The 20,443-nt window shown below is 69.7% G+C and carries 16 protein-coding genes; 2 read left to right on the top strand and 14 right to left on the bottom strand.

Annotated elements, in window-relative coordinates; translation table 11 throughout:
• Positions 1 to 192 precede the first annotated feature (192 nt).
• From FSW06_RS01905 to FSW06_RS01865, 9 genes are all read right to left on the bottom strand, one after another.
• Positions 193 to 3,624: a DNA translocase FtsK gene (locus tag FSW06_RS01905; protein ID WP_146881299.1), complete on the bottom strand. Its 3,432-nt coding sequence runs from the start codon at positions 3,622 to 3,624 to the stop codon at positions 193 to 195.
• A 68-nt stretch (positions 3,625 to 3,692) separates the two neighbouring features.
• Positions 3,693 to 4,322, bottom strand: a complete 630-nt coding sequence (locus tag FSW06_RS01900; RefSeq protein WP_010118862.1) for a TIGR03085 family metal-binding protein — start codon at positions 4,320 to 4,322, stop codon at positions 3,693 to 3,695.
• A 59-nt stretch (positions 4,323 to 4,381) separates the two neighbouring features.
• Positions 4,382 to 6,529 carry a ribonuclease J gene (locus FSW06_RS01895; RefSeq protein ID WP_010118863.1) on the bottom strand — a complete coding sequence of 716 codons (2,148 nt, stop codon included), beginning with the start codon at positions 6,527 to 6,529 and terminating at the stop codon, positions 4,382 to 4,384.
• A 10-nt stretch (positions 6,530 to 6,539) separates the two neighbouring features.
• The gene (dapA, locus tag FSW06_RS01890) at positions 6,540 to 7,442 is read right to left on the bottom strand and encodes a 4-hydroxy-tetrahydrodipicolinate synthase (protein ID WP_010118864.1); all 903 of its coding nucleotides are present in this window, start codon (positions 7,440 to 7,442) and stop codon (positions 6,540 to 6,542) included.
• Positions 7,443 to 7,522: 80 nt separating this feature from the next.
• Complete coding sequence (thyX, locus tag FSW06_RS01885) at positions 7,523 to 8,335, bottom strand: FAD-dependent thymidylate synthase (RefSeq protein ID WP_010118865.1); 813 nt, start codon at positions 8,333 to 8,335, stop codon at positions 7,523 to 7,525.
• A 7-nt stretch (positions 8,336 to 8,342) separates the two neighbouring features.
• On the bottom strand, positions 8,343 to 9,092 hold the full coding sequence (gene dapB / locus FSW06_RS01880; protein ID WP_010118866.1) for a 4-hydroxy-tetrahydrodipicolinate reductase: 750 nt from the start codon (positions 9,090 to 9,092) through the stop codon (positions 8,343 to 8,345).
• 85 nt (positions 9,093 to 9,177) lie between these two features.
• A complete protein-coding gene (locus FSW06_RS01875) occupies positions 9,178 to 11,526 on the bottom strand; it encodes a polyribonucleotide nucleotidyltransferase (protein WP_010118867.1) in 2,349 nt (782 codons plus the stop codon).
• Between the two features lie 193 nt (positions 11,527 to 11,719).
• Positions 11,720 to 11,989 (bottom strand): 30S ribosomal protein S15, encoded by a 270-nt coding sequence (rpsO, locus tag FSW06_RS01870; RefSeq protein ID WP_010118868.1) that lies wholly within the window; start codon positions 11,987 to 11,989, stop codon positions 11,720 to 11,722.
• A 93-nt stretch (positions 11,990 to 12,082) separates the two neighbouring features.
• Positions 12,083 to 13,081 (bottom strand): bifunctional riboflavin kinase/FAD synthetase, encoded by a 999-nt coding sequence (locus FSW06_RS01865; RefSeq protein WP_010118869.1) that lies wholly within the window; start codon positions 13,079 to 13,081, stop codon positions 12,083 to 12,085.
• A gap of 59 nt (positions 13,082 to 13,140) precedes the next feature.
• On the opposite strand from FSW06_RS01865, the gene truB reads away from it, so the two are divergent.
• Positions 13,141 to 14,112, top strand: coding sequence for a tRNA pseudouridine(55) synthase TruB (truB, locus tag FSW06_RS01860; protein ID WP_010118870.1), 972 nt, complete (start codon positions 13,141 to 13,143; stop codon positions 14,110 to 14,112).
• Positions 14,113 to 14,467: 355 nt separating this feature from the next.
• Here the strand turns inward: truB and FSW06_RS01855 are convergent, their stop codons facing one another.
• Positions 14,468 to 15,844 (bottom strand): MmgE/PrpD family protein, encoded by a 1,377-nt coding sequence (locus FSW06_RS01855; protein WP_010118871.1) that lies wholly within the window; start codon positions 15,842 to 15,844, stop codon positions 14,468 to 14,470.
• A 235-nt stretch (positions 15,845 to 16,079) separates the two neighbouring features.
• On the opposite strand from FSW06_RS01855, the gene FSW06_RS01850 reads away from it, so the two are divergent.
• A complete protein-coding gene (locus tag FSW06_RS01850; RefSeq protein ID WP_010118873.1) occupies positions 16,080 to 16,859 on the top strand; it encodes an L-threonylcarbamoyladenylate synthase in 780 nt (259 codons plus the stop codon).
• On the opposite strand, the gene FSW06_RS01845 is transcribed toward FSW06_RS01850, so the two are convergent.
• The 4 genes from FSW06_RS01845 to rbfA all read right to left on the bottom strand — a co-directional run bounded on the left by FSW06_RS01845 (position 16,853) and on the right by rbfA (position 20,433).
• Positions 16,853 to 17,656 (bottom strand): 4'-phosphopantetheinyl transferase family protein, encoded by an 804-nt coding sequence (locus FSW06_RS01845; RefSeq protein ID WP_010118876.1) that lies wholly within the window; start codon positions 17,654 to 17,656, stop codon positions 16,853 to 16,855. The genes FSW06_RS01850 and FSW06_RS01845 overlap by 7 nt on opposite strands.
• Before the next feature lie 8 nt (positions 17,657 to 17,664).
• Positions 17,665 to 18,510 carry a metallophosphoesterase family protein gene (locus tag FSW06_RS01840; RefSeq protein ID WP_010118878.1) on the bottom strand — a complete coding sequence of 282 codons (846 nt, stop codon included), beginning with the start codon at positions 18,508 to 18,510 and terminating at the stop codon, positions 17,665 to 17,667.
• 65 nt (positions 18,511 to 18,575) lie between these two features.
• Positions 18,576 to 20,000, bottom strand: coding sequence for an MATE family efflux transporter (locus tag FSW06_RS01835; protein WP_010118880.1), 1,425 nt, complete (start codon positions 19,998 to 20,000; stop codon positions 18,576 to 18,578).
• Positions 19,978 to 20,433 (bottom strand): 30S ribosome-binding factor RbfA, encoded by a 456-nt coding sequence (rbfA, locus tag FSW06_RS01830; protein WP_010118882.1) that lies wholly within the window; start codon positions 20,431 to 20,433, stop codon positions 19,978 to 19,980. The genes FSW06_RS01835 and rbfA overlap by 23 nt, the downstream gene beginning before the upstream one ends.
• Positions 20,434 to 20,443: the final 10 nt, after the last annotated feature.

Here is a 20,443-nt window from a genome sequence, read left to right as displayed (position 1 = left end):
GGTCTCCCCCACCACCTCGCCCCGGAACGGGCGGGTGGCCGACGCGACCGGGGGACGCCACGGGACCGGCTGTAGGAGCCGGGCGCGCGCCACCGTGTTGACGATCGTCGTCGTGGGCGGGGTACTCCCCTCCATGACGCTGGCCAGCATACCAGGCCCGGACGCCGCGGCAGGGGGTGCCGCGCCTGCCGGTCAGAACGCCCCGGTGTTCCCGCTAGGGTCCGCCCGGACCACCCGGGTCGCAGGGTCCGCGTCCACCACGCCGAAGCCGTCTCCGGCACCGTCGTCGGCGGCGTCCGGCCCGTCGTCGAGCACGCCCTTGGGCGCGTCCGCCGGGTCGGCCCCCTTGATCATCCAGAGCATGGTCTCCAGCTCCTCGGGCTTGACGAGGACCTCACGGGCCTTCGATCCCTCGGACGGTCCGACCACGCCGCGGGTCTCCATGAGGTCCATGAGACGGCCGGCCTTGGCGAAACCGATACGCAGCTTGCGCTGCAGCATCGACGTCGAACCGAACTGACTGCTCACGACCAGTTCGACGGCCTGGAGCAGGTCCTCGAGGTCGTCGCCGATATCGGCGTCGATCTCCTTCTTCGCCTCGGCGGCCTTGTCCTCGGTCACGCCCTCGGTGTAGTCGGGCTCCGCCTGCGCCTTGGCGGCGTCCACGACCGCCTGGACCTCTTCGTCGGTGACGAAGGCGCCCTGGAGCCGCTTCGGCTTGTTCGCCCCCTGCGGGATGAACAGGCCGTCGCCCATACCGATGAGCTTCTCGGCACCACCCTGGTCGAGGATGACGCGGGAGTCCGTCAGCGAGGACGTCGCGAAGGCCAGCCGGGACGGCACATTGGTCTTGATCAGACCGGTGACGACGTCCACGGACGGGCGCTGCGTCGCCAGCACCAGGTGGATACCCGCGGCGCGGGCCTTCTGGGTGATCCGGACGATGGCGTCCTCGATCTCCTTCGGGGCCGTCATCATGAGGTCGGCGAGCTCGTCGACGACGCAGACGATGTACGGATACGGCCGGTACTCCCGCTCGGAGCCGAGCGGGGTGGTGATCTCGCCGGACTTCACCTTCCGGTTGAAGTCCTTGATGTGGCGCACGCGGGCGGACTTCATGTCCATGTACCGCTGCTCCATCTCCTCGACCAGCCAGGTCAGCGCCGTCGCAGCCTTCTTCGGCTGCGTGATGATCGGCGTGATGAGATGCGGGATGCCCTCGTAGGGGGTCAGCTCCACCATCTTCGGGTCGACGAGGATGAGGCGGACCTCCTCCGGGGTCGCCCGGGTGAGGAGGGACACGAGCAGCGAGTTGACGAAGGCCGACTTACCGGAACCGGTGGAGCCGGCGACCAGCAGGTGCGGCATCTTCTGGATCGAGTGCGCGACAAAGTCGCCCTCGATGTCCTTGCCCAGGCCGATGAGCATCGGGTCGTGGTCGGCGACCACCGCCGGAGCGTGCAGCACATCGCTGAGCCGCACCATCTCACGGTCGGTGTTCGGCACCTCGATACCGACCGCGGACTTCCCCGGGATCGGGGTGAGCAGGCGGACATTGTCCGTCGCCGCGGCGTAGGCCAGGTTCGACTGCAGGTTGGTGATCTTGGAGACCTTCACACCCGGGCCGAGCTCGACCTCGTAGCGGGTGACCGTCGGCCCCCGGGAGAACCCGGTGACCTTGGCGTCCACCTTGAATTCCAGGAAGACCTCGGTGATCGCGGCGATCATCCGGTCGTTCGCGGCGCTGCGGGTCTTCGGCGCCTCGCCGGGGATCAGCAGGTCGCTGGAGGGCAGGACGTAGTCGGACGCCGTGTCCGCCGGTGCAGCGGCACCGTCCTCCTCCACCGGTGCGGTCGCCGGGACGGTGGCTGCGTCGATACCGGACCGTGCCGCGATCCGACGGCGGGTCTCCTCGACCACGGCGGGGGCCGGGGCAGGCGCCGCGGCGGCAGCACCGGCGGTGGCGTCAACCGTCGGCAGCTCTGACGTGGGGGTCTCGTCCTGGGTCGCGGCCGGGCGGGAGGTGACCGGACGTGCCGCGGCCGGTCGGGGCGCCGCAGCGGGGGTCACGGGCGCCGCAGGAGCCGCGGTGTCCGCAGCAACGTCGTCGAGCAGATTGACGTCGAGGTCGTCGTCCGGCCGGTGATCCTGGTGGTGCGGCTCATCGAAGCCGAAGGCCTCGTATTCGCCGTCCTCGGGGGCCACCGGCTCATCCCACGGTTCCACGGTGTCGACGGGATCTGTGTCTGCAGCGTCCGAGGCATCCGCAGCGTCCGCCGGAGAGAACGACAGGGTGCCGTGCTCGTCCACCGGGTAGTTGTCCACGGGCGACCGCGGGGGCTCAGCAGCTTCGGCTCGCCCCGGAGCCGCTGCAGCACGGTGCGGACGTCCCGCACCGCCGCGCGCCGACCGCGGCCCGGCGGCCCGGCGGCTCGCCGGCGGGCGGTGGGCCGGGTAGTCGCTGAGCTCCATCGGGTCGTCGTGCCCGTCCACCTGATCGGACGTGGTGTACGGGGCGTCCGCCCCGTCACGGTAGTCACGGTAGTCACGTCGGTACGACATGCGGCCGCGACCGGCGAAGCCGAGCCAGGACGACAGGGCGCGACCGAGTTCCCGGACCGTCATGCCGGTCAGCTGCAGTCCGCCGTAGACGATGACGAGAAGCAGGAGCGGCACAGCGAGATAGGGACTGAAGCCCACCGCCGCCGGGCCGCCGATGAGGGTGCCGATGATTCCGCCGGCCCGGGCGCGACCGTCGGTGTCCGCCGGCTGGCCCGCGAAGACGTGGAACAGGGCGAGGACCGCCACGACGATCAGGGCGATGCCGATACCCAACCGGAGGTGGGAGTGCTGGGTGGTGCGGATGCCGACCATGAGGACCCATCCCACACCGACCAGGACGACGGGCACCACGAGGGCGCCCGCGCCGATCAGCCAGGTCAGCGCGAACGCCAGACCGTCGCCGACCGTCCCGCCGATACCGAACCAGAGTGTGGCGGCCGTGACGAGGGCGAGGGCGAACACGATGAGGGCGGGGCCGTCGTAGCCGCCGCCGACGGGCAGCCGGTCCACCGGCTCCGCCGCGGCGGCGATGTCACGGTCGTCACGGTCGTCACGGTCGTCACGGTCGTCACGGTCGTCACGGTCGTCACGGTCGTCACGGTCGTCACGGTCGTCCCGGCCGGCGTCACCGGCAGGGTCGTCCTTACCGCCGTGCCGCCCGCCCGTCTTCGTCGTCGCACGGGAGAAGTTCGCCGCCGCGCGGTCCATCACCGTCGTCGGCACCGCATCACCGGCAGCTCTGTCTGCACTGTCGGTCCGGCGCCGCTTCTTCCGCCCGCGCGCGGGGCGGGGGGCGTCATCCGCGTCGTCGACGAGGTCGAGATCGTCGGTCAGACCGGTTCCGTCATCCCGGACGGACAGGTGCCGGGCGAGTCCGCCGACTCCCCGCGCCGCCCCGCTGAACAGTGACCCCAGCGATGACCCGACGGCACCGAACGCCCCGGAGGTGCGCTCGAAGTCACTCGTGTCATAGGACGGGGTCCGACGGGCAGGACGCGACGACGCCGGCCGGCGACCGGAGTCCCGGGACGGCGACGTTCTCGAACGGCTTGTCGTAGGCATGCCCGCCAGTCTAGCCCGCGAACCCCAGGCTTAACAGTCGCAACACACGTCACACGCGCAACTTCTGCTCAGATTTTCCGGCGGACAACCTTGTCGACTGGACCCTCAATGGTCAACGTGCACGCCTTGTCCCGACCGAAAATCCAGAGCAGCAGCTCGCCGGCTTCACCGGTCAGCGTGACCTCCGGGCTACCACCGACGGTCACCTCGGGCCGGTGGCCGGACCCGGACCCGGCGGCATCGGTCCGGACCAGCCGCACACCGGCACCCGAGGAACTCACGAAACCCCGGGCCGACTGGGTGACCGCGGACCACAGGGCGTCCCGCGTCGCCTGCGGCAGATCCCGCGGCGTCCGCTCCCCTCCCCCACGGCGGACATCCTCGTGGTGGACGAAGTTCTCCGCCAGATTGATGAACCGGTCCACCAGCCGCATCGGATTCCACACCGGCGGCCCCTGCCGGTAGCTCTCCACGAGTTCCTCGTAGGGTTTCGCGGAGTACTGTTCGGTCACCGCGGCGAGATGCCCGGCGAACGGTCGGACGAACATGCCGACGGTGGCGTCCGGCCGGTGTTCCCGGACGACGAGGTGGACCGCGAGATCCCGGGTGGTCCACCCCTCGCACAGGGTCGGCGCATCGGGGCCCAGGGACAGCAGAAGGTCCGCACACGCGGTGCGTTCATCATGGGAGACGGTCATGTCTCCCGATGCTACGCGCCGTGTGGCGGACCTTCCGGGGGTTCAGATCTCCTGCTGCACTACAGCGAGGGGACGTGCTCCTCCGGGTCGAGCTCTTCGACGATCTCGCTGGTCATCGGGACGATGGTCGGGACGATCAGCGGCTCGCGCTTCCACTTGTCACGGACGAACTTGCCGACCTTGCGGCGCAGCACCTGCGCCATCCGGTACGGATCGTTCTCGCCCTCGCCGGCCAGGTCGAGCATCGTGTTGTCCACGACCTCGCTGACCTGCTTCATCATGGCGGCGGAGGCGTCGGAGAAGCCCTTCGCCACGACCTGCGGGTCCTCGAGGGGACGGCCGCTGCGGTTGTCGATGACGACCGTCACGTTGATCAGGCCGCCCTCCTTCATCGTGGCGCGCTCCTCGATCTCCTCCTCGCCCACGTCACCCATGGTGACGCCGTCGACGTAGAGGTTGCCGACCGGCACCTGGCCGACGACCGAGGCCTGACCGTTGACGAGGTCGACGACCACGCCGTTCTGGGCCAGCACGGTGTTGTCCGGGTTCACGCCGGTGGAGATGGCCAGCTGGCGGTTCGCGCGCAGGTGGCGCCACTCACCGTGGACCGGCATCGCGTTCTTCGGCCGGGCGGCGTTGTAGAGGAACAGCAGCTCCCCGGAGTAGCCGTGGCCCGAGGTGTGGACCATGGCGTCCTTGTTCGTGATGACCTCGGCGCCGATCTGGGCGAGCATGTTGGTCACACCGAACACCGCCTCCTCGTTGCCGGGGATCAGCGACGAGGACAGGATGATAAGGTCACCCGGGCGGATGGTGATCTGCCGGTGCTCGCGGCGGGCCATCCGGGACAGGGCCGCCATCGGCTCACCCTGGGTACCGGTGGTGATCAGCAGCACCTTGTGGGGCGCCATGCGGGAGGCCTCGTCCATCGAGACGATGGTGCCGCGGGGCGCGGTGAGCAGTCCCAGGCGCTCGGCGATCTCCATGTTGCGGATCATCGACCGGCCGTTGAAGGCGACCTTGCGGCCGGCCTTCACGGCGGCGTCCACGGCCATCTGCACGCGGCTGACGTTGGAGGCGAAGGACGCCACCAGGACGCGCTGCTTGGCGTTGCCGATGAGCCGCTCCAGGGTCGGCGCGATGCCGGCCTCGGACGGGGACACACCGGGGGTGGTCGCGTTCGTCGAGTCGCAGAGCAGCAGGTCCACGCCCTCGTCACCGAACCGGGACAGTGCCGGCAGGTCGGTCGGACGACCGTCGGCCGGGGTCTGGTCCATCTTGACGTCACCGGTGTGGATGAGCAGGCCGGCACCCGTCTTCAGGGCGATGCCGAGGCACTCCGGGATGGAGTGGCCGACGTTGAAGAAACGGATGTCGAACGGACCGCGCTTCTCGTGCGAGGTGTCGTCGACCTGCACCAGCTTCGGGCGCTGACGGTGCTCCTGGCACTTGGCCTCGATGAGGGCGCAGGTGAACCGGGAGGCGATGATGGGGATGTCCGCACGCTGCTTGAGCAGCCACGGGATTCCGCCGATGTGGTCCTCGTGACCGTGGGTCACGACGAGCGCCTCGACCCGGTCCCACTTGCCCTCCAGGTAGGAGAAGTCCGGCAGGATCAGGTCCACACCCGGCTCTCCGGAGGACGGGAACAGAACACCGCAGTCGATGATGATCAGCCGGTTGTGGTACTCGAAGACGGTCATGTTGCGGCCGATCTCGGAGATACCGCCGAGTGCGACGATGCGCAGGCCCTCCTTCGGGGCGGCCGGCGGCTTCGGCAGACGACGGGTGAGGTCCGCGCCCTGCATGGTCTGCAGGGAGGTCTTGCGGCCCCCACCACGGTTGCTGTTGCGACCGCCGCCGTGACCGCTGTTGCCGCCGCGGCCCCGACCGGAGCGGTTGCCGCCGGAGTTGTTGGCGTTGCCGCTGTTGCCGCCGTGGCCGCGGGAACGGCGCGAGCGGTTGCGGTTGCCGCCGGAGTGTCCGGTGTTGCCGTCAGACTTGTCGGTCTTGTCGGCCTTCTCGGCCCGGTCGGCCTTGCCGGCGTTCGATGCGGCGGGGGCGGTCTGGTCGGCCGCTGCCGCAGCCGCCTGGCCACCGTCGTTGAAGGTGGTGCCGGCGGCCTCGTTGGCCGCCGCGGCGGTCTCCGCACTCGGCGGAGCGGACTTCCGGGTCACCTTGCGTGCCCGGGAACGGTTTTCAGTCATAGTGTCCTAACTACACACCTGCGGTACGCAGGTCTTCGGCCAGACGGTCGTACTCGTCCGGCGTCGGTTCAATGATCGGCAGGCGCGGCGCGCCCACCTCGATTCCCTGAAGCTTGAGCGCGGCCTTCGCGAACGTGACGCCTCCGAGCCGACCCTGCGCCGCCATGAGCGGAGCGAGCCGGTTCGAGATCGTCCGGGCGCCGGTGATGTCGCCGGCGTCCACGGCGTCGCGCAGGGCGCGCAGCTGGGCCGGGGCGGCGTGTCCGATCACGGAGATCAGACCGGTGGCGCCGACCGCGAGCCACGGGACATTCAACGGGTCATCCCCCGAGTACCACGCGAGGTCGGTCTCCTCCATGAGCCGCATGGCGGCGGGGATATCGCCCTTCGCGTCCTTCACCGCCCGGATGTTCGGGTGGGCCGCCAGCCGACGGAGCGTGTCCTCGGCGATCGGCACCACGGAACGGGACGGGATGTCGTACAGGCAGACAGGGGTGTCCACGGCGTCCGCAACTGCGGTGAAGTGCCGGTAGAGCCCCTCCTGACTGGGACGGGAGTAGTACGGGGTAACCACGAGCAGACCATCCGCACCGGCCTTCTCCGAGGCGCGGGACAGTTCCACGGATTCCGCGGTGCTGTACGTTCCGCTGCCGGCGACCAGTTTGATGCGGTCCCCCAGCTCGGAACGGACGGCCTTGAGCAGGTTCAGCTTCTCTTCGGGGCGCACGGTCGGGGATTCGCCCGTCGTGCCGCCGAGTACCAGGCCGTCGAGGCCCTTGTCCGCCAGATGTCCGGCGAGGGCCACGCCGGCGTCCAGATCGAGGTCGCCGTCCTTCGTGAAGGGCGTGACCATCGCCACAGACACCGTGCCGAAGAACTCGGCTCCCCTTGTCGCTGCCATACCTGTGCTCATGACCACCCAGGATACCGCCACAGACCCCGGACGTGTGTACCGGGGCATGTGTGTCGGGTTACAGGAGGGGAAAACCTTGCTCAGATGTCGGCGACGTACGGGCTGCTCGCCGTCTCCGTGCCGTCGCGGAGCTCCAGCACCGTGAAGTCGTTGAAGACCTCCGGGCTCATCTCCTGCAGCAGCCGCAGGCAGGTCACCGCCACCCGGCGGATCTCCGGGTCGGCGTGCTCGGCGGCCCGCATCGCGATGAAGTGCCGCCAGCTCCGCAGGTTCCCGGTCATGACGAACCGGGTCTCGGTCGCGTTCGGCAGGACCGCCCGCGCCGCCTGCCGGGCCTGCTTCTCGCGCAGCACCGTGTTCGACTCGCCGGAGAAGCGTTCCTCCAGGGCGTCCAGCAGTTCCTCGTACGCCTGCCGCGAGACATCGCTGGCCCGCAGGAACAGGTCCTCCAGGTCCGCGTCACCGGCGATCGGTTCAGGCACCACCACATCCGACCGGCCGGCCGGCACGTAGCGCTGCGAGAGCTGACTGAAGGAGAAGTGCCGGTGCCGCATGATCTCCTGGGCACACGACCGGGACACGCCACGCAGGTACATCGTCGCCGAGGCGTGCTCGAGCAGGCTCAGGTGCCCGACATCCATGATGTGACGGACATAGGCGTCCGTCGTCGCGGTGTGCGGGTTCGGCCGGTCCCACGTCTCGTAGCAGGCGCGGCCGGCGAACTCGACGAGCGAGGACGCCTCCCCCGCCTCCGGCGACGGTTCCCAGGGGACATCGTCGGGCGGGGTGAAGGAGGTCCGGGCGATCAGCCGGACCGAGAATTCCGCCAGTTCAGACGGTACGGCGGTCCCGCCGTGTCCACCGGGAACCTCGGGGACATTCGACTCACTCACGGTCGTGTCACCCGTCGAGCCCGAGGAAGGTCTCCAGGCCGATGGTGAGGCCCGGCGTCTGCGGCGTCTTCTCCACACCGAGCAGGACGCCCGGGATGAAGGACTCACGGTCGTAGGAGTCCTGCTTGATGGTCAGGGTCTGGCCCGCAGCCCCGAAGATCACCTGCTCGTGCGCGACCGTGCCGGTCATCCGGACCGCGTGGACCGGGACACCGTCGACGTCCGCGCCGCGCGCACCGTCGAGTGCCTGGTCCGTGGCATCCGGCTGGGCTCCCAGGCCCGCGGCCTTCCTGGCCCGGGCGATGCCCTCGGCGGTGTGGACCGCGGTGCCGGAGGGGGCGTCCTTCTTGTTCGGGTGGTGCATCTCGATGACCTCGACCGAGTCGAAGTAGGGTGCGGCGATCTCCGACAGTTTCATGGTGAGCACGGCCGAGATGGCGAAGTTGGGGGCGACGAGGACGCCGACCGACGGGTTGGCGGCGAGCCAGCCACGCAGTTCGTCGTACCGCTGCGCCGTCCATCCGGTGGTCCCGACCACGGCGTGGATACCGTGGTTCACGCAGAACTCCAGGTTTCCCATCACCGCCTCCGGCACGGTGAAGTCGACGATGACCTCGGTGCCCGTGTCGACGAGCTCCTGCAGATCGTCGGCATGGTCGAGCGCGGCGGAGAGCTCGAGGCCCGCCGTCCGTTCCACGGCGGCGACGACCGCCGTCCCGACCCGTCCGTGCGCCCCGAGAACGCCAACCTTCGTCATCTCATGTGCTCCTTCGCTGTGTGTGGTGTGACCGGCCGGTGCCGGACCGGGGCTCCGGCCGGTGTGTGACTCGACGAGTCCTCGACTAGTCCTCGACGAGGACCAGGGAGATCTTGCCGCGGTTGTCGATGTCGGCGATCTCGACCTCGAGGGAGTCCCCGACGTTGACCTCGTCCTCGACCTTCTCCACCCGGCGGTCGCCGCCGAGGTTGGAGATGTGCAGCAGACCGTCGCGGCCCGGCAGCAGCGAGACGAACGCGCCGAAGGCGGTCGTCTTCACCACGGTGCCGAGGAAACGGTCCCCGACCTTCGGCAGCTGCGGGTTCGCGATCGAGTTGATGCGGTCGACGGCTGCCTCGGCGGCCTTGCCGTCGGTGGCGGAGACGAAGACGGTGCCGTCTTCCTCGATGCTGACCTCGGCGCCGGTTTCCTCGGTGATCTTGTTGATCGTCTTGCCCTTCGGGCCGATCAGCTCACCGATCTTGTTCTGCGGCACGGAGACGGTGACGATGCGCGGCGCGAAGTCGCTCATCTCCTCCGGGCCCTCGATGGCCTCGGCCATCGTCGAGAGGATCTCCAGCCGGGCGTTGCGGGCCTGGCCGAGCGCCTCGTTGAGGACCTCGGCCGGGATGCCGTCGACCTTGGTGTCCAGCTGCAGGGCGGTGACGAACTGCGAGGTACCGGCAACCTTGAAGTCCATGTCGCCGAAGGCGTCCTCCGCACCGAGGATGTCGGTGAGGGTGACGTAGGTGTCCTTGCCGTCGACCTGGCCGGTGACCAGACCCATGGCGATGCCGGCGACCGGTGCCTTCAGCGGGACACCCGCGTTGTAGAGCGAGAGGGTCGAGGCACAGACCGAACCCATGGAGGTCGAGCCGTTGGAACCGAGGGCCTCGGAGACCTGACGGATCGTGTAGGGGAACTCCTCGCGGGACGGGATGACCGGCAGCAGGGCGCGCTCGGCGAGCGCACCGTGGCCGATCTCGCGGCGCTTCGGGGACCCGACGCGGCCGGTCTCACCGGTGGAGTACGGCGGGAAGTTGTAGTGGTGGATGTAGCGCTTGGACTCCACCGGGCTCAGGCTGTCGATCTGCTGCTCCATCTTGAGCATGTCGAGGGTGGTGACGCCCAGGATCTGGGTCTCGCCCCGCTCGAACAGCGCGGAACCGTGGGCGCGGGGCACCAGGTCAATCATCACGCCGAGATCGCGGATCGCGGTGGTGTCGCGGCCGTCGATGCGGAAGCCCTCGGTGAGGATGCGCTCGCGGACGATCTGCCGGCTCACCTCGTTGTGGGCGTTGCGGATCTCGGACTCGCGGCCCTCGTACTGCTCGATGAGGGCATCGACGGTGGCGTCCATGTTCGCCGACAGGGCGGCGTCCCGCTCCTGCTTGTCGGCGACGGCCATGATGCCGCGCAGCGCCTCGCCCGCCTCGGACTCAACGGAGGCGTAGACGTCCTCACCGAAGGCCGGGAACAGCTCGAAGTCACGGGTGGCGGACTCGTCGACGACGGCGGTGGTCAGTGCCTGCTGGGCACCGCACAGCTCGGCGATGAACGGGCGGGCGGCCTCGATACCCTGGGCGACGACCTCCTCGGTCGGCGCCGGGGCACCCTCGGCGATCCGGGCGACGGCGTTCTCGGTGGCGCCGGCCTCGACCATCATGATGGCGACGTTGTCGCCGGGGTTCGCCTTGCGGCGGCCACGGCCACGGCCCCTGGCGGTCTCGGAGATGCGGCCGGCGACGACGAGCTCGAACACCGCCTGCTCGTGCTGGCTGCGGGTCGGGAAGGCGACCCACTGGCCGGCCGGGTGGGCCTCGTCGACGACGAGCGCCATGCGCACGCCGCCGACCGGGCCGGAGACCGGCAGACCGGAGAGCTGGGTGGAGGCGGAGGCGCCGTTGATCGCGACGACGTCGTACTGGTCCTCCGGGTCGATCGACATCACGGTGATGACGACCTGGACCTCGTTGCGCAGGCCCTTGAAGAAGGTCGGACGCAGCGGACGGTCGATGAGACGGCAGGCGAGGATGGCCTCGCTGCTCGGCCGGCCCTCACGGCGGAAGAAGTTGCCGGGGATCCGGCCGGCGGCGTACATCCGCTCCTCGACGTCCACCGTCAGCGGGAAGAAGTCGAGGTTCTCGCGCGGGTGCTTCGACGCGGTCGTCGTCGACAGCAGCATCGTGTCATCGTCGAGGTAGGTGGTGACGGCACCGTCGGCCTGCCGGGCCAGCAGCCCGGTCTCGAAGGTGATGGTGCGGGTACCGAAGTCGCCGTTGTCGATGGTGGCGACGGACTCCCACACGCCCGAGTCCGGGTCGACCAGTTCGGCGGTGTGGGTGGGGGCGGCCTTCGGGGCCGACTTCTTCGCGGTGGCCTTCGTCGTCGGGGCCTTCTTCGCGGACGTGCTCTTGGTGTTCTTCGTCGTCATGACGATGGTGTGTTCCCTTTCGGGTCAGCTCTCCGTTGCCCCACCCTCGTGGGACGCCGATCTTCGGTGTCGGCTGCGGAAATCTCGGACATAGGTCACGGGCCAGCGTACACCAGCGCCGCGAACACAGAGAACCCCCGGTCACCCGCACCGTGAGGTGGGACGACCGGGGGTCGGCTCCGGGTCTGACCGGCTAGCGGCGCAGGCCCAGGCGCTCGATGAGCGAGCGGTAACGCTCGACGTTGTTCTCCTGCAGGTACTTCAGCAGGCCCTTACGACGACCGACCAGCAGCAGCAGGCCGCGGCGGGAGTGGTGGTCGTGCTTGTGGAACTTGAGGTGCTCGGTCAGCTGGGTGATCCGGACGGTCAGCAGCGCGACCTGCGCCTCGGGCGAGCCGGTGTCGGTCTCGTGGAGACCGAACTCCTTGAGGGTCCCGGCCTTCTGCTCCTTGGTGAGAGCCATGGTGAATCTCCTGTCGTTTTTTCAGTCCGCGCAATGAAAGGGTCGTGACCGCCGTGACTACCGCAGACCACAGTCACAGACCGTCCGACACTATCAGTCGCGTTCCCCGGGGACCAAACGACGGGTCTCGGACACGTCCCGCCCGATGGCGGCGGCGAGGGAATCCAGGTCCGGGTAGCTCTCCATCCCCCGGATCCGGTCGATGAAGCTCACCGTGACCTTGCGGCCGTAGAGGTCCGCCTCGTGATCCAGGACGTAGGCCTCCACGCTGCGGGTCTCGTCGCCGAATGTCGGGTTGGTGCCCACCGAGATCGCCGCCGGAAGGTGCGTCCCCACCGGCATGTCGCCCACCAGTGCACCCTTCGGATCCTTCTGCGTCGGCAGGATCCGGAGGTCACCGGCGTACACCCCGTCGGCCGGCAGCGCCTGCTCGTCCGGGAAGTACAGGTTGGCGGTCGGGAACCCGAGGGCTGCGCCACCGCGTCCCGCCCCGCGGGTCACCACCCCGCGCACCGTGAAATTCCGGCCGAGCGCCCCGGCGGCCGCGGCCACGTCCCCGACGACGATCCGGTCCCGGATCCAGGTGGAGCACACGGCGTGGGCGTCCTCCCCCGTCCCGTCGGTGAGCAGGCCGTGGACGGTGACGTCGAAGCCGTACTTCTCCCCCAGTTCCACGAGGGTGTCGCTGGTGCCGGCCGCCCGGTGACCGAAGGTGAAGTTGTCCCCGACCGTCACCGCCCGGGCGTGCAGCAGGTCGACGAGGACGCGCTGCACGTACTCCTCGGGGCTCCACGCGGCGATCTCCCGGTCGAAGCTGACCACGAGCATCGCGTCGATGCCGTAGCGTGCCGCGGTGACCGCCCGCTGTTCGAGCGTGGCGAGCATCGGCGGGACATGGTCCGGCCGGAAGATCACGGTCGGATGCGGGTCGAAGGTCACCATGACCGCCGGGACGCCCGCTTCGTGCGCCTTCTCCACCGCAGTGGCGATGAGCCGCTGATGTCCCCGGTGCACCCCGTCGAAGACCCCGATGGTCACCGAGGAGCCCGCGAGATCCGCCGGGACCTGATCCAGTCCGTTCCAGATATCCACGGCGTCCAGACTACGACACACCTCCCCCGCCGCGTACCCGCACACCTAGACTGAGCCGCATGTCTGACACACCCCGCCCGACCGCCGACCTCAGCGACCTCGGCATCCTCGACCGCTCCGGCCTCGTCATCGTCGACAAGCCGTCCGGCCTGACCAGCCACGATGTCGTGGGACGCTGCCGGCGCCTGTTCGGCACCCGCCGCGTGGGACACTCCGGCACCCTCGACCCGATGGCGACCGGCGTCCTGGTCATCGGGATCGAACGGGGCACGAAATTCCTCGCCCACGTCGTCACCCACGACAAGCGGTACGCCGCGACCGTCCGGTTCGGGACCTCCACCGTCACCGACGACACCGAGGGCGACGTCCTCACCACCGCGACCCCGGAGGCGCTGGCGGCGCTGGACGCGGACCGGGTCCGGGCGGCGTTCGCCCGGCAGACCGGTGAGATCATGCAGCGCCCCAGCAGCGTCAGTTCGGTGAAGGTCAACGGCCGCCGCGCCCACGAACTCGTCCGCGAGGGCGTGGATGTGGTGCTGCCCGAGCGGCCGGTGACCGTGTTCACCCTGGACGTCGACGATATCCGGCTGCCCGGTCCGGACCGGCCCTGGGCCGAGGCGGACATCCGGGTGCACTGCTCCTCGGGCACCTACATCCGGTCGATCGCCCGTGACGTCGGCGAGGATCTCGGGGTCGGCGGCCACCTGGTGGCCCTGCGGCGCACCAGTGCCGGCCCCTTCACGGCCGGACAGGCCCGAACCCTCGACGAGCTCGGTGAGGAGGTCACCGCCACCGGACGCCCCCCGGCACTGTCGTCGACCCTGGACGAGGCCATGGCGTCCTGCTTCCCGGTCCGGAACATCACCGAGGCGGAGGGCGAGGACCTGGCGACGGGCAAATGGCTCGACCCGATCGGTGAGAAGCGGGTCGTCGCAGCGGTCACACCTGCGGGTCGGGCGGTCGCACTGCTCGAGGAGAAGGGGAACCGGGCGGCGAGCGTGTTCGTCGCCCGGCCCGCCGGGATGGCCTAGCCGTACTTCCCGGGAAGGCCGTGAACGTCGCCGTGTGGAACGGGCGAGACTCGTGAACGGTGTGACGTGGTTGTCCGGTCGGCTCCTGCGGATGTCGGTTTTCAACAACCGAGAGGTCCCCCGTGTCCCTGCGAAGTCGGTGGAACGAATCCAGGTGCTGCTCCGGGGCGGGTTTTTCGACCTGCCGGTTCGCAATGTCGACATGAGGGCCGAGCCGTCGACCTGCCGGTTCGTTCCGCGGACACCGGGGCCAGCGCCGGGGTCGAGGCAAACATCAGGGCCAGCGCCGGGGTCGGGGCGCCGGAGGGGTTCTTCCGCGTCCTCCCGGTGGTCGTGTTCACAACCTCACGGGAAACTACACCTGGCTGCGGGTGGTGCTGACCCTGGCGAGCGCCGCGGTCAGTTCGCTGACGCGGTGGTGCTCCAGGTCATGGACGAGGTCGCTGATCTCGTCGCGCAGACCCTGGTCGGTGAACGGTGTGGTGAGCGCGTCGAACTTGCGGCGTGCACCGTCCCAGTCCAGCGGCTGGGTGAAGAAGCCGTCGTAGGCGGCGTCCTCCCGGGTGTACGCGGTGCCGTCGTCGAGGGTGATGGTGACGACGGCGGGCATCTCGTCGGGGAACCGGTCGGACAGCGCCTGGTCCGGGGTGATGGTGACCTTCTTCATCAGGTCCTGCACGTCGTCGGCGACGATGCGCTCCGGGGCGTACTGGCCGGGGTTGAGTTCCCCGTCGAGCAGTGCGACGGCCAGCATCCACGGCAGGGAGTGGTCCGCCTCCTCCTTGGTGCGCACGAGCTGCTTGGAGCCCTCCTCGCCACCACCGATGATGGAGTAGGCGACGTCGAAGGTGGTCAGCTCGATCTTCGCGATCCGGGCCGGGTCGATACTGTTCTCCTCACGGAGCTTGAGCGCTGCGTCGAGGGCGGACTGCGAGTGGATCTCCGCGTTGTACTTCTTGATGATGCTGCGGGTGACCCGCTCGAGGTTCTCCTTCGACCAGTCCAGCTCGTAGTGGCCGGCGAGGTCCTTGAACCCCTTGTTGCCCTCGAAGACCTCCTCGGGGCCGGTGATGCCGCGGGAGGCCAGCATCGCCGACCAGGTGCCCTCCTTGGCGACGTGCGGGTAGGCCAGTCCCTTCCAGTTCGACAGGTTCCCGGTACGCGTGACACGCAGCGCCACGTTCGCGGTCCCCGCCATCGCCGCGGCGTTGGCGATCTGGTCGGCGGGCAGCCCGAAGGCCTTCGCGGCCGCCGCGGCGGCAGCGAAGGCGCCCTGGGTGGTGTGGTCGAACCCGAGATCACGCACGGGTGCGACGTCGGAGAGCCGGGCATGGATCTGGTAGGCCACCGCGAAGGCGGTGAGCAGATCGGCGCCGGAGGCGTCGACGGCCTCGGCGGCGGCGAGGACCGCCCCGAAATTGTCGGAGGGGTGGTTGGTCTCCCCCTTGGCGAGGTAGGCGTCCATGAAGTCGAGGTAGCGGCTCAGTGCGCTGTTGAAGAACGCGGCCCGCTCCGGGGTGGTCTTCCCCCCTCCGATGAGGGTCGACTGCTCGGTGCCGCCGAGGTCGGCCAGCAGGCCGCGGATCGCGACGATCGGTTCGGCGTCCAGCGCACCGACGGCGACGCCGAGCGTGTCGAGTACCCGGATCTTGAGTTGTTCGAGCGCCTCCGGACTGAGGTCGTCCAGCGAGGCCTTCTCGACGAAGGCGGCGAGGTCCTGAACTTCCGTCATCTACGTTCTCCTTCCGGCAGCTGTCGGGCAGCCGCCAATCAACCGGGAAACTACGTGTTTGGTTACCCTTACCTTCTAATGTACGCGTGCCTGTCCGGTCCTGCACCCCCGTCGCCTCCGCCCTCCCCGCCCCTGATTGCCCCGTCCAGCGTGCTGTACCCTACAATGCCAGAGTATGAGACGCCGTCTCCCGACCTGTGAGACGGCGACCGTCGCGTCAACCGAGAGGAACCCCATGGCCACTAACCAGATCACCTGGAACGGCGGACTCCAGGAGGAGGCCGTCGAGCTGCTCAACACCCCCGGGCACATCGTGGTGACCCCCACGAAGGTCGGCTACATCATCGCCACCAGCGACCGCGAGGGACTCGAGCGCAAGTTCGCCGTCAAGCACCGCAAGCGCAACAAGCCGGGCGTCGTCCTGTGCGGCTCGATGGAGCAGCTCAAGGAGCTCGCCCAGCTCACCCCGGAGATCGAGAAGTTTTACCAGACCTGCTGGGACCGCGACATCCTCATGGGCTGCATCCTGCCCTGGAAGCCCGAGGCCCAGGAGAAGTACCTGCCCGAGGGTGCCGGGGAACTGGCCACCGACGTCCGCAACACCAGCTGCTTCGTGCTGAAGTTCGGCACCCCCGGCGAGAACATCGCCCGTGAACTGTGGGACAAGGAGCGCAAGCTGGTCTTCGCCTCGTCCGCCAACCCGTCCGGCAAGGGCAACCGCGGCATGGTCGAGGGCATCGGCGAGGAGATCGCCAACGAGGCCGACCTCATCATCGAGGGCGACGCCTACGTCGCCTCCATCCAGCCCGACAAGACCGTCGAGACCCGCTACGAGCAGGGTGTCATGGTCTCCATGGTCGATGACGAGGGCAATCTCGTCCCCGAGCAGCACGGCGAGCGCGGCATCACCCCGTGCCCGACCCTGATCCGCAAGGGCGTGTACAACGACGAGATCGTCCTGATCCTCTCCGACCAGTTCAACTCCTGGGACTTCCGCCAGGGCGGCTACTACTGATCGACCGCGCCGACGGTCGCGACATAACCGTCCCTGACCACCCAGGACCCGTGGATCTCATCCACCGGCGTCGGGTCGGCCAGCAGCCGGGCGACCCAGCTCCCCCGCACCTCCGGTGACCGGTGGTGCGGGAGGACATGGTCGACCGTCAGGGTCACTTCCGCACCGTCGAAGTCGAGGAAGCGTTCCGCCAGGGGGAACCAGGACTTGTAGACGCACTCCTTCGCACTGAACAGCACGGTCCCCAGGACGTCCGGGTCGATATCGTCCCCGGCGGCGAGTTCGAGCTGCCAGCGTTCCACCGGTGAGGTCACCGAATGGAGCACACCGGCCGGCAGCGGCACCGCCCGCTCCACGTCGATCCCCAGGCTCCGCCACCGGTCCGCCGGGCCGACCAGCGCCGCCCGCAGTCCCTCGGTGTGCGACAGACTGCCCACCACCCCGGTCGGGAACAGCGGCATCCCCTTGAGCCCGCGCAGCACCGGGGCGGCCGACACGGCGTCCGCCGAGCCTGCCACGTCCCCCGTGTCCCCGGTGCCGTAGGTGCCGCCGCTTTCCCGCCACTGCCGCAGCGCCTCATGGGCGCACCACCGGGCGTCCCCGAAATCCGACTTGCGCAACGGTACCGCGTGCCGGACGATGCGCTGTTCGAGGGCGGAGAGCATCCGGAACCGGCTGAGGTCCGGGGTACCGTCGGTGTGCAGTTCGACCAGCGTGGTCCCCACCGGGACGCTCGCGGCGTCCAGGACGGACCGCAGGCGCGTACCGTGCCGGTCGACGGCGGTGATTCGGGACATAGTGGTAATCATTCCATAACCTCTGCGGAAAACTCTGCCGGTTCCGTGAGCACCGGATAGGGCCACAGACCGTCCGCCCGCCGCGTGGCGAGGGAGCGGTCGTGTTCGCGGGGATAGCCCAGTGAGACCTCGGCATGGACCACCCCGTCGATCTCGCGGACGAGCGGGATGTGCAGGTGCCCGTAGACCACCGTCTCGGCGTGGAACCGGGTCGGCCAGTCCTCGGTGTGCCGGGTGCCCGACCACAGCGCGATCTCCGGCAGCGCGAGACGGTCGGTGACCTCCCGGACGAGCGGCCAGTGGTTGACCAGCACGGTCGGCCCGGTAACCCGGGACAGCCGGCGCACGGTCGCCGAGAGCCGCTCGCGGCACCACACCGGGACATCGACATAGGGGGCGATGGCGACCTGGTCGGTGAACATCACCCCGTTGCCCTCGGCGGCGCTGAGCGCCTCCTCGGTGGTCGTCCCCGGCGACCGCCACGAGTAGTCGTACAGCGTGAACATCGGCACGATGGTCCGCCCGGCGAACACCGGCCACGGATCCTCCGGGGTGAGCACCCCCAGATCGCGGCATCCGCGGACGAGATCGGCGTAGCGCTCCCGACCGTGCCGGGTGTCGGTGCTGCGGGAGAACAGTTCGTGGTTGCCGGGGACCCAGATCACCTGGGCGAAACGGTCACGCAGGTCGGACAGGACGCCGAGGACCGTCGCGGTCCGTTCGGCGACATCTCCGGCGACGATGAGCCAGTCCCCGGGGTCCCTCGGGCGGACCAGGGCGTCGACGAGTTCCCGGTTGCCCCGGGCCGCGACGTGGAGGTCCGAGACCGCCCACAGGGTCCGCCGTGCCGTCATACCGTCTCCGTCCTGAAAAGTCACTCACGTCACTTTAGTCACATTTGCCACAGGAACAACCTGTGTCACTCGTCGGCGGCCGTCGCCACGGCTCCGGTCCGCGCCCACCGGCCCGACCGGAACCGCCACACCACCGCCACCAGCCGGACGCCGATGAAGGCCAGCAGCCCGTACCACACCCCGGTCAGCCCGAGATCGGCGAACCACGCCAGCCAGACTCCGGGGATGAAGCCGAGCACCACAGAGACGATCGTCGCGGTCCGCAGGTACGCTACATCGCCCGCCCCGAGCAGCACCCCGTCCAGGGCGAAGACCACACCGCCGGCCAGCACCATCACCGCCAGGATCCACCACGGACCCCACGGCGGCAGCCCGCCCGGCGCCCCCATCGCCGCGAGCACCGCGGCGTCCGAGGTGAATGCCCCGGGCAGCACCGCGCCGCCGACGGCGACCGCCACCGCCAGGACGGCACCGGCACCGACCGAGAACCGGAGCACCGTCCGCCCCACCCGTCGCGCCGCCGACGCGGACCCTGATCCCAGGGCCGCACCGACGAGGGCCTGCGCCGCCACCGCCACCGAGTCGAGCACGAGGGTGAGGAAGTTCCACACCTGCAGGAGGATCTGGTGGGCCGCCAACGACGACGCGCCCATCCGGCCGGCCACCGCCGCGGCGGAGAGGAACGCGACCTGGAAACTCAGTGAGCGCAGCACCAGGTCCCGACCCATCGCCAGCTGAGGGCGGATCACCCGCCACGACGGCCGGGTCCCCCGGTCGTCCCCCACCTCCCGCCAGGTGTGGACAAGCGCCCAGAGAAAGCCCAGGGCCGTCAGGGTCTCCCCCAGCACATTGGCGTACGCCGAGCCGACCAGACCCCAGCGGCCGACGGCCAACGGGACGGTCACCGCCATCGGCACCACCCCGGCCAGCGTGAAGTACAACGGCCACCGGGTGTTCGACATCCCCCGGAGCCAGCCGTTGCCGGCCATCGTCACCAGGGCGGGCACGACCGACAGCGAGGTGACCTCCAGCCAGCGGGCGGCCTCGTGGGCCACCTCTCCGTCACCGCCGGTGAGCCAGCCGGCGACGGGTGCGGCGAGCAGGCGCAGCGCCACGGCGAGCACCACACCGACGCCCAGAGCGACCCACGTCGCCTGGACGCCCTCGGCGACCGCACCGGTACTGTCGCCCGCCCCGTAGCGCCGGGCGGCCCGGGCCGTCGTCCCGTAGGACAGGAAGGTCAGCTGCGTGGTCACCTGGGCGAGGACGGTCGCGCCCGCACCGAGGGCGGCCAGCTCGGCGGCGCCGAGCCGGCCGACCACCGCGGTGTCCCACAGCAGGTACAGCGGGGTCGCGGCGAGGACCGCCAGGGCGGGCCACGCCAACACGAGAATGCGCCCGGGGCCCGCCGTGACGGCGGTCCCGGGCGCTGTGCCGGCACCGGTGGTGCCCGCGTCCCCGGTCGTGTCAGCGCGCGGCGTCGTCGTCACCGTCTCCGCCGGTGCGGTAGGGGTCGGCGTCGCCGGCGGGGGCCGCGCCGGCGGCCTGGGCGCGGACCCGGTCGTCGATCTCGCGGGCCTTCGCCAGCAGCTCCGTCATGTGGGCGGACGCCTCCGGCACCGTGTCGAGTTCGAAGGCCAGGGTCGGGGTGAAACGCACCGACAGCTGGTCCCCGACGATCTTGCGGAGCTGACCGCGGGCGCGGTGCAGCGCCTCGGCGGCGGCGGCCGTGTCCGGCTCCTCGTCGAGGGTGCGGCCCCGGACCGTGTAGTACACGGTCGCGTCATGCAGGTCGCCGGTCACCCGGCAGTCGGTCACAGTGACGTACTCGAGCCGGTTGTCCTTCACCTCATGCTCGATCGCGCTGGCGACAATGGTCATGATGCGCTTGGCCATACGGGCTGCGCGGGCGTGGTCTGCCATGGTGGCCTCT

The sequence above is a fragment of the Corynebacterium nuruki S6-4 genome (genome assembly GCF_007970465.1).
GTDB lineage: Bacteria > Actinomycetota > Actinomycetes > Mycobacteriales > Mycobacteriaceae > Corynebacterium > Corynebacterium nuruki.
Note: the sequence above shows the minus strand (reverse complement) of the source record. Positions and strands in the feature narration are given on the sequence as shown.

Bases quoted from the DNA above. Each gene is read 5' to 3' on its own strand.
- FSW06_RS01850 (WP_010118873.1), top strand. From the start codon at position 16,080: ATGGCCACTAACCAGATCACCTGGAACGGCGGACTCCAGGAGGAGGCC.
- rbfA (WP_010118882.1), bottom strand. From the start codon at position 20,433: ATGGCAGACCACGCCCGCGCAGCCCGTATGGCCAAGCGCATCATGACC.
- FSW06_RS01900 (WP_010118862.1), bottom strand. From the start codon at position 4,322: ATGACCGTCTCCCATGATGAACGCACCGCGTGTGCGGACCTTCTGCTG.
- FSW06_RS01895 (WP_010118863.1), bottom strand. From the start codon at position 6,529: ATGACTGAAAACCGTTCCCGGGCACGCAAGGTGACCCGGAAGTCCGCT.
- FSW06_RS01840 (WP_010118878.1), bottom strand. From the start codon at position 18,510: ATGACGGCACGGCGGACCCTGTGGGCGGTCTCGGACCTCCACGTCGCG.
- dapB (WP_010118866.1), bottom strand. From the start codon at position 9,092: ATGACGAAGGTTGGCGTTCTCGGGGCGCACGGACGGGTCGGGACGGCG.
- FSW06_RS01845 (WP_010118876.1), bottom strand. From the start codon at position 17,656: ATGTCCCGAATCACCGCCGTCGACCGGCACGGTACGCGCCTGCGGTCC.
- truB (WP_010118870.1), top strand. From the start codon at position 13,141: ATGTCTGACACACCCCGCCCGACCGCCGACCTCAGCGACCTCGGCATC.
- FSW06_RS01855 (WP_010118871.1), bottom strand. From the start codon at position 15,844: ATGACGGAAGTTCAGGACCTCGCCGCCTTCGTCGAGAAGGCCTCGCTG.
- dapA (WP_010118864.1), bottom strand. From the start codon at position 7,442: ATGAGCACAGGTATGGCAGCGACAAGGGGAGCCGAGTTCTTCGGCACG.
- rpsO (WP_010118868.1), bottom strand. From the start codon at position 11,989: ATGGCTCTCACCAAGGAGCAGAAGGCCGGGACCCTCAAGGAGTTCGGT.
- FSW06_RS01905 (WP_146881299.1), bottom strand. From the start codon at position 3,624: ATGCCTACGACAAGCCGTTCGAGAACGTCGCCGTCCCGGGACTCCGGT.
- FSW06_RS01875 (WP_010118867.1), bottom strand. From the start codon at position 11,526: ATGACGACGAAGAACACCAAGAGCACGTCCGCGAAGAAGGCCCCGACG.